Annotated in this window: 14 protein-coding genes and 2 tRNA genes; 12 read left to right on the top strand and 4 right to left on the bottom strand. The window is 69.3% G+C overall.

What is annotated here, in order from left to right:
- Positions 1-672 precede the first annotated feature (672 nt).
- Positions 673-1,680 (top strand): sugar phosphate isomerase/epimerase family protein, encoded by a 1,008-nt coding sequence (locus tag ACQPY0_RS50490; RefSeq protein ID WP_432978223.1) that lies wholly within the window; start codon positions 673-675, stop codon positions 1,678-1,680.
- Positions 1,681-1,838: 158 nt separating this feature from the next.
- Here the strand turns inward: ACQPY0_RS50490 and ACQPY0_RS50485 are convergent, their stop codons facing one another.
- Positions 1,839-2,171 (bottom strand): hypothetical protein, encoded by a 333-nt coding sequence (locus ACQPY0_RS50485; protein WP_432995746.1) that lies wholly within the window; start codon positions 2,169-2,171, stop codon positions 1,839-1,841.
- A 224-nt stretch (positions 2,172-2,395) separates the two neighbouring features.
- Here ACQPY0_RS50485 and ACQPY0_RS50480 point away from each other — a divergent pair.
- The 9 genes from ACQPY0_RS50480 to ACQPY0_RS50440 all read left to right on the top strand — a co-directional run bounded on the left by ACQPY0_RS50480 (position 2,396) and on the right by ACQPY0_RS50440 (position 8,250).
- Positions 2,396-2,468, top strand: a tRNA-Asn gene (locus tag ACQPY0_RS50480).
- Positions 2,469-2,560: 92 nt separating this feature from the next.
- A tRNA-Ile gene (locus ACQPY0_RS50475) sits at positions 2,561-2,634 on the top strand.
- Between the two features lie 903 nt (positions 2,635-3,537).
- Positions 3,538-4,572 carry a hypothetical protein gene (locus ACQPY0_RS50470; protein ID WP_432978220.1) on the top strand — a complete coding sequence of 345 codons (1,035 nt, stop codon included), beginning with the start codon at positions 3,538-3,540 and terminating at the stop codon, positions 4,570-4,572.
- 114 nt (positions 4,573-4,686) lie between these two features.
- The gene (locus tag ACQPY0_RS50465; RefSeq protein WP_432978217.1) at positions 4,687-4,923 is read left to right on the top strand and encodes a hypothetical protein; all 237 of its coding nucleotides are present in this window, start codon (positions 4,687-4,689) and stop codon (positions 4,921-4,923) included.
- 78 nt (positions 4,924-5,001) lie between these two features.
- Positions 5,002-5,706 carry a VanZ family protein gene (locus tag ACQPY0_RS50460; RefSeq protein ID WP_432978214.1) on the top strand — a complete coding sequence of 235 codons (705 nt, stop codon included), beginning with the start codon at positions 5,002-5,004 and terminating at the stop codon, positions 5,704-5,706.
- Between the two features lie 169 nt (positions 5,707-5,875).
- Positions 5,876-6,169 (top strand): hypothetical protein, encoded by a 294-nt coding sequence (locus tag ACQPY0_RS50455; RefSeq protein WP_432978211.1) that lies wholly within the window; start codon positions 5,876-5,878, stop codon positions 6,167-6,169.
- Complete coding sequence (locus ACQPY0_RS50450) at positions 6,166-6,567, top strand: hypothetical protein (RefSeq protein ID WP_432978208.1); 402 nt, start codon at positions 6,166-6,168, stop codon at positions 6,565-6,567. Before ACQPY0_RS50455 ends, ACQPY0_RS50450 begins: the two co-directional genes overlap by 4 nt.
- 94 nt (positions 6,568-6,661) lie before the next feature.
- A complete protein-coding gene (locus ACQPY0_RS50445) occupies positions 6,662-7,501 on the top strand; it encodes a polysaccharide deacetylase family protein (protein ID WP_432978205.1) in 840 nt (279 codons plus the stop codon).
- An 80-nt stretch (positions 7,502-7,581) separates the two neighbouring features.
- Positions 7,582-8,250 carry a hypothetical protein gene (locus tag ACQPY0_RS50440; RefSeq protein ID WP_432978202.1) on the top strand — a complete coding sequence of 223 codons (669 nt, stop codon included), beginning with the start codon at positions 7,582-7,584 and terminating at the stop codon, positions 8,248-8,250.
- A 16-nt stretch (positions 8,251-8,266) separates the two neighbouring features.
- Here the strand turns inward: ACQPY0_RS50440 and ACQPY0_RS50435 are convergent, their stop codons facing one another.
- From ACQPY0_RS50435 to ACQPY0_RS50425, 3 genes are all read right to left on the bottom strand, one after another.
- Complete coding sequence (locus tag ACQPY0_RS50435) at positions 8,267-8,923, bottom strand: response regulator (protein WP_432978199.1); 657 nt, start codon at positions 8,921-8,923, stop codon at positions 8,267-8,269.
- Complete coding sequence (locus tag ACQPY0_RS50430; protein ID WP_432978196.1) at positions 8,886-10,034, bottom strand: sensor histidine kinase; 1,149 nt, start codon at positions 10,032-10,034, stop codon at positions 8,886-8,888. Before ACQPY0_RS50430 ends, ACQPY0_RS50435 begins: the two co-directional genes overlap by 38 nt.
- A gap of 228 nt (positions 10,035-10,262) precedes the next feature.
- Entirely contained in the window at positions 10,263-11,705 is a 1,443-nt protein-coding gene (locus ACQPY0_RS50425) for a hypothetical protein (RefSeq protein ID WP_432978193.1), read from the bottom strand.
- Positions 11,706-11,822: 117 nt separating this feature from the next.
- Here ACQPY0_RS50425 and ACQPY0_RS50420 point away from each other — a divergent pair, with 117 nt between their 5' ends.
- On the top strand, positions 11,823-12,437 hold the full coding sequence (locus ACQPY0_RS50420) for an RNA polymerase sigma factor (protein ID WP_432978190.1): 615 nt from the start codon (positions 11,823-11,825) through the stop codon (positions 12,435-12,437).
- Positions 12,437-13,426, top strand: coding sequence for a CU044_5270 family protein (locus tag ACQPY0_RS50415; protein WP_432995744.1), 990 nt, complete (start codon positions 12,437-12,439; stop codon positions 13,424-13,426). Before ACQPY0_RS50420 ends, ACQPY0_RS50415 begins: the two co-directional genes overlap by 1 nt.
- Positions 13,427-13,639 lie beyond the last annotated feature (213 nt).

Here is a 13,639-nt window from a genome sequence, read left to right as displayed (position 1 = left end):
ACCCGACCCGACCCGACCCGACGAGATCGATCGTGAGGGAGTCGATCGTGAGGAGACTGCCATGACCATCCGCTCGTGGCTCGCCGCCGCTACGGCGGTCCTCGCTGCCTCGTGCGCGCAGAACGCCGCCCCCGATCTCGTGCGATTCCAGACCGTCGCCGCGGCGCGCTGAACGGCGGCCCGCCCCGTCACCTGCTGCAAGGCGATCGACTTCCGCACCGGCCTCGGCCACACCGCGTTGTCGCTCAGAGCGTTCGCTGACCGCTCGGTGGCTCTTTTCGTTCAGGCCGGCGGGCAGCGGGCCGACTACATCGGCAAGGCCAACCGGGCCGTGTACGCGAGGTCGCTGTTCGGCATCGACGAGTTCACGCTCATCGGCTGACCCCGGCTTCGGCCGGGTACGACGGAGGAGAAGGCGAGACGCCGACCGCCCCACTCCTTCGAGCCCCGCCCGCCCGGGCAGTCTCCGGGCCGCCGAGCGCGTTCCGGGCCGGTGACGCCGACACCGCCCGGAACCCGGTGGCGCCCGTCCGGGCGGGCGGGGATCCTCTTTTGCTTTGTATGCAGGTCTTTTAGGATTGCCGGCGTGGGGGCGCAACCCACTCGTGTTTGAGTTCACGTTGTTCACAGGTCTCCCTCGCGCCTGAACCCCCTTCATCGGAGGACAGCAGCATGGCGCGTCCAATCACGCTCTTCACCGGTCAGTGGGCCGACCTTCCGTTCGAGGAGGTCTGCCGCCTCGCGTCCGAGTGGGGCTACGACGGCCTCGAGATCGCCTGCTGGGGCGACCACTTCGAGGTCGACAAGGCCCTGGCCGACGATTCCTACGTGGGCCGGAAGCTGGAGACGCTCGCGAAGCACAATCTCAAGGTCTGGGCCATCTCCAACCACCTCGTCGGCCAGGCCGTCTGCGACCACCCGATCGACCAGCGCCACCAGGGCATCCTGCCGGCCCGCATCTGGGGCGACGGCTCGCCCGAGGGCGTACGGCAGCGCGCCGCCGAGGAGATCAAGAACACCGCCCGGGCCGCCCGCAAGCTCGGCGTCGACGTGGTCGTGGGCTTCACGGGCTCGTCGATCTGGCACACCCTGGCCATGTTCCCGCCGGTCCCGCCGGAGATGATCGAGGCCGGCTACCAGGACTTCGCGGACCGCTGGAACCCGATCCTCGACGTGTTCGACGAGGTCGGGGTCAAGTTCGCCCACGAGGTCCACCCGAGCGAGATCGCGTACGACTACTGGACCACCCGCCGCGCGCTGGAGGCCATCGGCCACCGCCCGGCCTTCGGTCTCAACTGGGACCCGTCGCACTTCGTGTGGCAGGAGCTCGACCCGGTGAACTTCATCTTCGACTTCGCCGACCGCATCTACCACGTCGACTGCAAGGACGCCAAGGTCCGCACCGGCGACGGCCGCCGCGGCCGGCTGTCCTCGCACCTGCCGTGGGCGGACATGCGCCGCGGCTGGGACTTCGTCTCGACCGGCCACGGGGACGTGCCGTGGGAGGACTGCTTCCGCGCCCTCAACGCGATCGGATACGCGGGCCCGCTCTCGATCGAGTGGGAGGACGCGGGAATGGACCGCCTGGTCGGCGCGCCCGAGGCCGTGCAGTTCGTGCGCCGGCTGGCCTTCGATGCTCCCGAGGCCGCCTTCGACGCGGCCTTCTCGTCGTCGTCCTGAATCGTTCCCGCCCCCGGTCCCTTTCGTAGGGGGCCGGGGGCGTGTTCGGATATGTCGGGCGCTGGCGCGCCGCGACATATCCGACATTTCGGTTATGCGCGGTTCTGTCTGGGTCGTAGCGGAAGGTCCAGACCGGCCTCACACGATTGGGTGTACCGCTAGAAATTCGTGCCCGCCGACGGAGTCTTGGGCGCTCCGCTCGTCGCCAGATCCCGCTCGATCGCGGGCGGCTGCGACGTGTGCAGGAGGCGCTGACCCATCTCGGTCTCCGCGAACCGGCTGTTGGCCAGCTTGTCGGTAACCTTGGTCTTGCCCTCGCTGTACAGCCGCGTCGCCTGCTCCTGGACGACGCCCGCGGCCTCCTGGACCGTCGGGCTCTCCCTGATCTTCAGAGCAGTGGCCTTGAGCTCCTCATACTTCTCCCGACCCGCCCGGGCGCCGAGCACAAAGCCCGCGGCCAGACCGCCGAGGAACAGTAGCTTGCCGCGCATGGCGACGACCTCCTTCTGGCGGCGCGGGGTCACCGGTGCCTGCTGCGCCGCCTCTGTTGACATACCCGTCCATCGTCGTCCCGACACATCGATCTTGCCCCGGTTTGCCAAACTTCGGCCCCCGAAGCGTGGTCCCCGCGCGGCGAGGGGATACCCGCTGGCGCAGAGCCCCCGAGTCGTGCTGTACTCTTTCCCGGTCGCCCTCGAACAGAGGAAGACAGTGATCCCGCGTAGCTCAATTGGCAGAGCAGCCGGCTGTTAACCGGCAGGTTATAGGTTCGAGTCCTATCGCGGGAGCACCGAACGGGCCTCTTCGGAGGCCTTTTTCATGTCAGCTCGCCGTCCGGGGCGGCATTGGACTTGCGCGGCTCGGTAAGCTTGCGACGCCTGGGGCGGTAGCTCAGCAGGTTAGAGCTGGGGACTCATAATCCCTTGGTCGCGGGTTCGAGTCCCGCCCGCCCCACAGTCTTCGGGTCTCCCGGCGAGCCGTCCCTTCGGGACGGCTCGCCGGGAGCCTGTGGGTTCTCGGCATGGGCTTCGCCACCAGCACCCCCACCACGGCGGTCGGGGCCGTTGCGGTCGCCGCTTGCGGCCTTGCTGTTCGTATGGCGCATCGTCTGCTCCACCACTGTGCCGTTGCGCGCCTTCGGCGCGGACGGGGGATTCCACTCCGCACCCCCATACCGCGCTGGCCCGGCACTGGCTGCGCTCTGGTGGCCACACCACCAAGTCTCACGGTCGGCCTTCGGTCCTCTGCGGTGGTGGCTGGGCGGCAATCACCTTGAGCGCCGCACGGGCACCCGTGGCCTTCGCCCCACTTGCCTTTTTCGCCGCGTTCGGGGTCAGTCTAGTCGGCCGGTATGACAGATTCTGGCGTCGGCGGCGGTCGGCCCGGCTATTGTCGGTGGCTGGTTGTCCGCGCGGCCGGGTTACCGTCGCTCGTGAGGATTCTGCTGGGCAACGGTCATCCGGGTCCGATCGACGTTGTCGTCGAACAGGCGGGTGTTCGGCGGTCGCTTGCTCCGGATCAGCGGGTTCTCGTCGAGTAGACCTGGTCCACCTCGCGACCCCTCAGTGCCGCGCTTGGGCACGGCACCGGCTGCGCCGACACTTGCCAGACCGGCAAGTACTCACGGCCGAGGCCGCCGCGTGCCGGCAGGTTGGGCAGACCACCACAATGGCCACTGCAGGCTTGCGCCGCATTCGCCCGACTCGCCCTTTGGGGCGCATTTGAGTCTCAACGATGTTGAGTGCATACGGCACTATAGTGTCCGTGGCTCAGCAGAGACCGGTTTCCCTTAAAGAACCAACGCGCCCAACGTGGCTGGCGCAGTTGACGTCGCTGCTCATGGGCGCCGTTGGAAGCATGCTGATCAACGTCTTGAGCAATGACTACCGCTACAAGGGTGTTGTTGCCCTGCTCGCTGGTGGTGTGACCGCAGCGGCCGCCGGGTGGCTACGAAGTCTTCCGTCACGCGCGCCGATGGTCCGGTATGCCCGCGTCGGCCTGCTGTGTGCAGCGGCAGGAAATGCAATTGTCGCCGCGGTGGGGCCAAGGACGTGGGTTGTTCCCACGACCATTGCCGCCAGCCTTCTTGTAGTAACGGCAGTTCTCGTCGTCGCTGGTGTCCGTGAGTCGACGAGGACGCTGTTCGGCGCTGCTCTCGCCGGCGGTGGCATCGTGGCATTGCAGCATGGTGCTACGTTGCTGGGCAGCGGCAACTGGTTGTCCGCGTCGCAGCTGTTGATCGCCGGCCCGGTCGGAATTGCTGGTTGTCTCGCAACTGTCCGTGACAGTATGAGGCTCCGTTTGGTTGTTCTAGGTGCGATGAGGGTGATATGCGCACTCCTTGCGGCGGCTTTTCTGCTGGTGGGACAGCCGTTAGAAGGCCTGTCCACTGCGTTTGCTGGGCTGACGGCTCACTATTTCTATGTGCGTGCGCCCAAGCAGGGAACCCCTCTGCGAGAGGTTGCGCCTGGCGTTTCGGTGGCAATTGGTTCGTCGATCAGGTCACCTTCTCGGCTCCGTCGCTTCATTGACCGTCGGGCCGTTTCGGCGGCCGTGTTTGGGCTGGCTGTCCTGGTCATAGCTGCATTGGCGCTGGTCTCTGGCGAACGCCTGTTTGCTGCCGCGTTCACCGCCGGAGGAATCGCGTGCTTCGGCCGATGTGTGCAGCTTCTGCCCTACGGGAGGCTGTGGCCGGCTGCGCGCGGGAAACTTCGGGCTCTGCTTGTTGACCCACAGCAGTCGATGTCATCAACATGGAAGTCAAGTGAAGAAGCGGACCCGGTGCCCAGTGACGGCGTGGCGACGGCAACCGTCGGTGACGGTTCCAAACCGCGATCTTCCAATCGTTCAAGGCCTTCCAATGTCAAGCGACGAAAGAAGGGCCGTCACTGAGGACGAACATTGAACCCGTCAATTGGGCTTCCTGCGTTTGGTATGTGTCGGCGTAGTTGGTTCGAGGCGGATGCCGAGCAGGCCGTGGTCATGTTGGGCGAGTTGACTGCGTGGGTGGCGCGTGTGCTGATCCGGCACGAGGCGGCTCGCGAGGCTTTGCCGGAGTGCTGGATGTTGCACGGCGAGGTGGTGGAGAACCTGCTGTGGATCATGGATACATGGATGATCGCCTATCATGACCCCGCGTCCACGGCGGTTCAGGTGGCCGACTGGCACGAACGCCGCTTGCCGGGGCTGGATCGTGGACCGGTTGCCCGCCGGCGTCGCCCGCCGGCTGCGGGCTCCGGATGACGGTGCTGGGGATGCTGGGTATTGCGGGCGTAGGAAACGCATACGCTCCCGCAACAGTGCTCCGTTTTGAATGGGAGCATGAACCGCGACGCATCCCTGTCCGCACCGCCCCGCCGCACGCGCACGGTCGTGCTGCTCGGCCTGGCGATCCTCGGCGTGGCGGGCGCCGTGTTCGTCGTGTGGCGGCCGCTCATGATGTCCGCTCCGAGGTGCATGGCCGGGCGGTGGCACGGCTGCTTCGATACGGAGAACGGTGTGCTGCTCATGATGCTGGTCGGGATGCCGTTGGCCGCGCTGGTGGTGTGGGCTCTGGCGCGCTCTCGGCGTGCCGTCGGCGTCGCATCGGCGTGGCGGATGTCGCTGGCCGAGGTGGGCATGGTCTACGGGACGGTGCCGTTCGTATGGATCACCATGATGCCGGGCCTGGGGGCCGGCACCGTTGCCGGGCGGGTGAGCCTGGTACCGCTGCGGGATCTGCTCACGATGGGGCCGCTCGGGATCTTCGGCAACCTGTTGATCTTCGCGGCGCTGGGGTTCTTCGCCCCGATGCGGTTCGCGGCGCTGGCGTCCGTGCCGCGGATCCTGGCGCTCGGGGCAGGCTGCTCGGTCCTGGTCGAAACCGCACAATACGTCCTGCGCCTGGACCGGGTGTCCTCCGTGGACGACGTCCTGGTCAACGCCGCCGGCGCCGTGCTGGCCGCGCTGGCGTCGCGCCACTGGTGGCGCACTACGGCGGCAGCGCCGTCGCAGCCGCCTCGCCCCGTGTCGGCGCCGGCGGGCTGAGCGGCACATTCGAGGTCGGCGGACGAGACGTCGGGCTCGCCCGAAACCTTGATCCACTGGTTCGCTCCGCCCGTCACCGGAGCCGCCGGTACTCCGACTCAACGAACCCGCCCGTCGCAGGCCAAGAGCCGGTCGCTGCCGATGTTCATACTGTTGTAGACTGTTCGGTATGACGACGGTCAGGCTCACCGTGTCCCTTCCGGAGGACGTCGCGGGTCCGCTGAAGGATCTGCCCGCGGGGCAGGTTTCGGCATATGTGGCCGAAGCGCTACGGCGCCGTCAGCTCGTCGAGCGGATGCAGGACGCGCTGACCGGGGCCGGGCATCGACGATTCGCCCCTGATCCTGCTGAGGCGGCCGCGCTGCGGGAGCAGTTGCACGTGCCGCGCGAGGTGCGCGACGAGGCGATCGCACGGTTGAAGTCCGAGGGCGTTCTTCCGGCGGACTGGCAGCCACGGCGGTGATCGTCGAGGCGGTTCTCGACAGCGGTGCGTTGATGGCGTACGTGCACGGCGTCGACCGGGTTGGCGAACTGCTGTTTCGTGCGGCCGAGGACAGCTTCGCCGTGGCGGTTCCGAGCACTTGCCTGATCGAGGCGTATCAGGCGTTGAGCTTCGACGACGAGTTCGACATGCTGCGGGTGCTTCGGCTGCTGCCGGTCGTGCTGATCGACGAGCCGCAGTCGAATGTGAACGGGCCGGACGATCTGCCGATCATCGGGGGAATGGCGGCGAAGGCAGGCCGACTCGGCGCCGGCCACGCGGCGCTGAGCGCCGCCGGCCACTCGGTCGCGGTCTATACGTCGCTTCCGCAGCAGATCGAGGCCGTACTCGGCAAGAACTGGCCGATCGTCGAGGTGTAGACACCGCTCAGTGCGCTCCTCTGAGTGGCGTTCGCCCGCGGTTTCGCCCTCGACATCGGCTCACGGTACGTCCACCTCTGCCTACGCTCGGCGCATGCTCGTCCGTGTCGTCAAGGTGCGCTGGGTTCGCCTGCTGGTGGTCGCGTTGTTGCTGGTCGCGTTCGTCGTGGCGGACCGTGACGTCGGCGCTCGCGACGCGCGTCTGCTCCCCGCCGGTGCCCATCCGTCGGCATTGCCGGTTGCCGGGCCGGGCGCGTCGGGGTCCCCGAGCGCCTCGCCGTCCGCCGGTGTCTACGCCGACCGCTTGCCGCGGTTCGACAAGGCCCCACCCGCCGTCCGTACGGCCGCGGCCGTCGAGGACGGCGCCCTGCCGTGGGTCGCGCGGGTGCCGACCGACCAGCGGGTCGCGTTCGTCACCATCGACGACGGCTGGGTCAAGCATCCGAAGGCGGCCGAGCTGCTGCGGGAAGCGCACGTGCCGGTGACGCTGTTCCTCACGATCAACGCCATCAGCGACAATCCGGAGTACTTCCGGACGCTGCAGGACCTCGGCGCCGTGATCGAGGCGCACACGATCACCCACAACAAGCTGACCGGCCTGTCGTACGACATGCAGCGGCAGGAGATCTGCGGCTCGGCCGACCGGCTCGGCGAACTCTACGGCCGGCGGCCGACGCTGTTCCGGCCACCGTTCGGTGAGAAGGACGCGACGACGCTGCGGGCCGCGCACGACTGCGGGCTGAAGGCCGTGTTCTTCTGGAAGGAGTCGGTCAATCAGGGCAACGTCTGGTATCAGGAGGTCAAGGTCGTCCAGCCGGGCGACGTGATCCTCATGCATTTCCGGGACCAGTTCGTCGAGGACTTCATCGCCGCGCTGCAGGGCATCAAGGCGGCCGGGCTGACGCCGGCGCGGCTGGAGGACTACTACCCCTGACTCCCGGTCGAGGAACGGTTGTCGCAACCCGGGAATTTCTCCGGGTGCTCGTGCCGGCGTCCGGTGATTACGGTGACCTCGTGTCGAAGCACTCTCACCCTGCCCTGCGCGCCCTCGTCGCCGCTCTCGCACTCCTCGGTGCCGGCGGCTGCGCCGCACACGACGCCGAGGGCGGCGCAGCCTCACCCAAGGTGGACGGGTCATCGACGGCCGCCGCTGGGCCGGACACGCAGCCGAGGAAGCTCAAGTTCGACTGCGGGACGATCATGACCAAGACGACCGCGCTGCTGCGGACCAGCGAGGTGCTCACCCATACCTACAACGAGCCACGCGCGGGCGCCATGCCGACCTCGGAGGCGCAGTGGCAGTCCAAGAACTTCGATTCGTACCCGGGCACCGAATGCGGCTGGGGTGCCGGCGACTCCACCGCCACCGCTGACGGGCTGAGCGACCTGACGAGTCTGGAGGTCCAGGTCCTGCCGCCCGGTGACTGGTACCGCGACCACGTCCTGTTCTTCCTCGGCAACGACGGCGGACCCGCGTTCTCATGCTCACCGGCAACGCTGACCGGTGCGGCCCGTGCGACCTGGTGTTCGACCTCCGGGGCGTCGCCGATCTACAACTTCGCCGCCGACCTGGGAGTCGCACTCGTGGAAGTCAAGGCGAACACCGACTCGCAGGCGCACCGAGTCGACCCCGCGGCCCTCAAGACCGCCATCGCGGCGGATCTCGCCACGCTGCCCTTGTAGGAGGGCAGTCCGCTGCTCAGCCGTCGAAGTCGAGCAGGTCTCCGGGGCCGAGGCCGAGGTGACGTTCGAGGTCGGCGGCTGAGTGGTCCCTGAGGAACTGGGCGAACCGCGCCGTCACGATGCTCATGTACTCGTGGGCGACCTTCTCGGAGATGTCCAGGCGGCGCGCGATCCTGCGGTAGCTCTCGCCCCGCGACCGGCCGCGCAGCACCTGACATTGCCGAGGACTCAGCGATGGGAGGGCACCCTGCCGCTGGGCCAGTTCGGCCAGCCCCACGAGTGCCGAGGTGATCACGATCTCCCCCCGGTGCACGGCGTGTACGGATTCGCTGAGCCGCTCCAACGGCTCGGTCTTGTGCACGATGCCGCTCGCGCCGGCGCTCAGGCACCCGGCGAGGACGGCGAGCCGATGCTCGTTGGTGTAGATGAGCACGCGGTAGCCGGCCGCGGCCACGTCCGCCACCGCGTTCGCGCCATGGCGTACGCCTCCGGTGCCGAGCCCGTCGAGGTTCAGGTCGAGTACCACCACGTCCACCCCGGGCGCGGCGTCCAGCAGTTGCCCATGACTTCCGTACGCCCCCACGACGTCCACCGTGGACAACAGGACGCGGAGCCCCTCGCGGACGACCGTATCGTCATCGACGACGGCGACGCGGCGCGTTCTCGGGTCCATCGCTCGTGCCTTTCGTCGGTACACGCAGGGTTATCCGGGTGCCGTCGCCCGGCGCCGAGTCGATCTCCGTCGTGACGCCCCAGCGCCGCAGATGGTCTCCGGCCTGGTGGGACAGCCCGTATCCGAGTGGCGTGCGGTCGGGGTCGAAGCCCACGCCGTCGTCGACGACCGTGATCTCCCAGCCGTCCGCCTCGGCGTCGGCGTGTACGGTCACGGCGTGCGCCCCGGCGTGGACGCGGACGTTCAGCAGGACGGTGCGCAGCGCACGCATGATGGCGGTGGCGAGCCCGTCGGGCACCTCGACTCCGCTGACCAGTTGCGTGTTCAGGGTGATCGGCAGGTCACGGAACTCATTCGCGGCCGCGGTGATCACGTCGCGAAGGTCCACCGGTCCGTCCTCGATCGGCGGGTCGCGGCGCTCGGCGCTGAGGAAGAACCGGATCTCGTGGCTGGCCGCTGCGGCCTGGCGCCGCAGTAGCGCCAGCAGGCGCGGGTCCGTGACCGGCTCGCTGAGCAGCCGCAGCACGGTGGCCTGGTCGTGGAGCAGGAGCCGGTGCTTGTCGAGTTCGGAGCGCCGAGCCGCCAGCACCGCCTCGGCCCGCGCCTGGTCGGCGAGGGCGGCGAGCCGGCGCAGGTACGACGCGACCAGTCGTGACACCACGGCGAAGCTCACCAGTCCGACCGCGTTGGTGACAGCGGTGGACGTCTGGCCACCCGGAATGCTGACCGTCAGGTAGACGCCGGCGATCAGGAGGCAACCGGCGATCGTGTGCCACCACCGTGGCAGCGCCGCGCCGGCCGTGACGGCCGCCACCGCACCGGCACCGAACCCCCATGCCACCCAGGTTCCCACCCGGTCATCCGGTGCGCTGTACCAGCGTTCGGCGCCGATGAGCACGGTGATGATCGCGACGTCGGCGCCGCCCAGCCCCAGCCCGGTGAACTTCCGCGCTCGCATCGCGCAGGTCGTCACGACTACAGACTCCACAATCATCAAAGCCAGCAGGAGCAGGAAGAGCCACGGCCTGGTCGCGCGGTCGAGCCCTTCGCGGATGGCCAGCAGGAGCTGCACGACCAGGTTCAGCCGGATTCCCAGGACGCCGAGCAGCATTACGAGCTCCGCTTCGGCCGCCAGGGTGTGGCCGCGAAGCCCGGCGACGCGGCGCCACGGTGATTGCCCGAATGCCAACGGCGGTTCTTCCCCGGCGGGTCGACCGCCGTCATCGACAGCCTCACCGGCCAAGCCTTGCCCCGGCAACCCCGGACCATTCCGGGGTGGTTGCGAACGATTCTCCTCAGCATCATAGGCGCATGATCACGAGCCGCTCGATCGGCGGCTTCAGCTGCGGGTGGCGCCGATGCCCATCAGGACCGCGATGCCGAGGGCGCTGCGGGCGGAGTACGGCTGGCGCCACAGCCCGCCGTGGGCCGCCGCGTAAGCCTCGTCCTGCCACGGGTGCTCGTGGACCGGACGAGCGGCGTTGAGATCGTGGACGAGCAGCGCGGCCATGAGCGTGTTGCTGGTCGCCGGCTCGAAGACCTCGATGCCGAACCGGTGGGCGCCGGCGAACGCGGCGGCCAGGAGGCGGTTCTTCACCACACTGCGGGTGCGGGTGGCCGGTGCGACCGCGAACGACACCGGCACACCAGCGGCCCGGGCCTCGGCCGCCCGCCAGCGCTGCAGCCGTTTCGCGAGGGCGTAGTTCGGGCCCTGCTGGGGTACCAGACTGTCGTTGATCCCCGGATAGCGGCCGGGCGGGTAGTTGCGGGTGAGCAGCCGGCCGGCGCTGAGCACCCGCAGCGGCCGCCGGAACCGCCCGATGCCGGTCGCCGCCGCGTAGCGCCGGTTCGCCTCGTCGACGGCGTCGTCGGGTACGGCGAACACGTCGGTCGGTGTGGCCAGGAACGCGAGCCCGAGGTCGGGCCGGCGCTGCCGAAGGCGGACGGTGAGCGCGTCGACGGCCATCGCGACCCGGACGTTGAGGGCCCCGTCGGCATAGACGTAGTTGCCGAGCACGAGCCGACCGTCGAGGCCCTCGATCCACTCGGTGATCCGGCCGAGATCGTGCAGCAGGTCGGCGCCCCGTTCCTCGCCGGCCACCGGCAGGTGGAGGCGGCCCGCGTGCCGCTCGGCCAAGTCGGTCAGCCGCTGCCAGATCGCCGGCCGGGGCAGGTCGACGGCGACCACGTCGGCACCCCAGCGCAGCAGCGCCCACAGCGGGCCCATCTCCGCGCCGGCGCCGAGGACGACGACGCGCCGCCCCGGCAGCGACAGCCAGCCGGGGTTCGCGGCAACGGTCCTGACCGTGTCGGCGCAGGAGCGCTCGATCGCACCGGCGGCGACCCAGTGCCCGAGCTGGCGGTCGAGCTCCGCACCGGCGAGGTGGCGGCCACGGTACGGTACGATCAGCTCACGCTCCGGCTCCGCCCGTCCCGTCACGGTCACCGTCGAAAGCGGGGGACCACCCGCAATGAACGCGGCATCGAGGGCTTCCTCGCCACCGTCCGATTTTCCCCGGTACCGCATCCGCTCGTGCAGCGACGCGAGCCCGTCGCGGGCGATCCTCAGCGCCGCGTCGCGGGACGGCAGCCCCGCCTCGACAAGCCGCCGGAAGTGCACCAGGTAGTCGTGGCGCCAGTCGGTCGACGCCTCGGCGGCCCGCGCCCCGACCGGATCGACACCGCGCAGCGCGTCGGCCACCACGGCCCGCCCCAGCGCCGATGTGCTGGGCCTGCCCTCGACGCTCGGGACGACCACACCGGTCGGGTACACATTCGGCATGGCGAGAAGTCTGCCAGCCGGCGACCCGCCGGCCCGTCGACCCGCAAGGGCGCCCGGTGCCGGCCGCCGTAGCGAACACTTTCCCCGCCTGCGGCGAACTATGGGTGTGATGCACCTGTGGACGACGTGGAGGAGGCGGACTTGGTCGTGGTGACACAGCCCGGCACGGCGCAAGGGCCGGACGCCGACGCCAACCTCATCGAGCAGGCCAAACGGGCGCCCGAGCGATTCACCGCCGTGTTCGACCGGCACTACCGGCAGATCTACGCGTACGCGGCCCGCCGCCTCGGCCCCGACCTGGCCGAGGACGTCGCGTCGGAGACGTTCCTGATCGCGTTCGACCGGCGGCACGGCTACGACAGCGCACGCGCCGACGTGCGGCCCTGGCTGTACGGCATCGCCTCGAATCTCATCGCCCGCCACGCGCGGGCCGAGACGCGCCGTTACCGGGCCCTGGCCAAGGCCGCCGGTCCGCAAGAAGCGGGCGACCACGCCGACGCCGTCGCCGGGCGGCTCGACGCGATGGCCGTGCGCGGCCGGCTCGCCCACGCGTTACGGCGGCTGCCCGAGCCCGTCCGAGCGGTGCTGCTGCTCGTGGCGTGGGCGGGGCTCACCCAGCAGGAGGCCGCGGCGGCGCTGGACATTCCCGCCGGTACGGCCAGGTCCCGGTTGCACCGGGCGCGACAGGAGATGCGGCAGGCGCTCGGCGCCGAGATCGAGGTGAGTGAGTGATGGACGTGACGGGTGTACTGCATGAGGCGTTCGGGCCCGACGACGTCCCCAGCCAGGCGGCGGAGAACCGGGCCCGCGCGGCCCTCCAGCAGCGGATGTCGTCGAGGGAGCCGCGAGTGACCAGCAAGGACCGGCGACACCGCATCCGTTTCGCGATTACCGCCGGGGTCGCCGTGGCGGCCGCCGCCGCGGTCGTCGCCGCCGTGGCGGTGACAAGGGGCGACGACCATGCGCCGGCGCCGAAGGCCGCGCCGGCGACGAGCGCCGTCCTGCCGTTCGCCCGCCCGGCCAGCGCCGCCGAGTATTTGGAGAATGCCGCCTGGACGGCCGAGCGCCGGCCGTGGACCGACCCGCGGCCCGACCAGTTCATGTACATCGAGACGCTCGAGCTGCGCAACAAGCCGGCCTACGAGAACCAGCACCCGAACGACCCGATCCGGCCCGGCCAGGGCGAGACTCGCAAGATCCAGGAGTGGAACAGCGTCGACGGGCAGACCAGGGCGAGCTACCGGGATGGCCGGCTCGTGGTGACGAAGCGCGGGGAGGGCGGCGATTTCTTCGACCGGATCGCCTGGTCGACGATCACCTCGATGACCGACCCGGACACGATTCCGGACGGCGTGCCCGGGCCCGGGTCGATGGGCGTCAACCTGGATGCGTTCATCGGCCAGTACGTGGTGCCGCCGAACGTGCAAGCGGCGATCTTCCGGCACCTGGCACGGAAGCCCGAGATGACGGTCAACCCCGACGCGGTGAACATCGACGGACGACCGGCGGTCGGTCTCGGCCGGATCATCGAGGGCTATCTGTCGCAGGAGCTGCTGTTCGACAAGCAGACCTACCAGTTCATCGGCGAGCGGATGGTCGCGATCAAGGACCACGTGACCCACGGTGACGACGGTGACGCCGTCATCCACCGAGGAGACGTCTACCGCCAGATCATCTACGCAAAGATGATCATCGTTGACCGCCCCGGCGATACGCGATAGTCGGGCCGGATCGCGGTGGCGCACGCCGCGCGACCTGGTGCGGACGACGCACCCAATACTGCCCGGTTCGGCCGCCCGGTCCTGTAGCGGGTCTGCGGCGATAGTGCGCGCGCCGGGCGGCGGCCTGGTCGCATCGGCGCCAGTTTGACCAGCGCAGCAGGTGGGCCAAGCGCTTGCGGAAGCAGAGCCGGCGTGACGGCCGCACACCTGGAC

It is taken from the genome of Dactylosporangium sp. CA-233914, assembly GCF_050942935.1.
Taxonomy (GTDB): Bacteria; Actinomycetota; Actinomycetes; order Mycobacteriales; family Micromonosporaceae; genus Dactylosporangium.
Note: the sequence above shows the minus strand (reverse complement) of the source record. Positions and strands in the feature narration are given on the sequence as shown.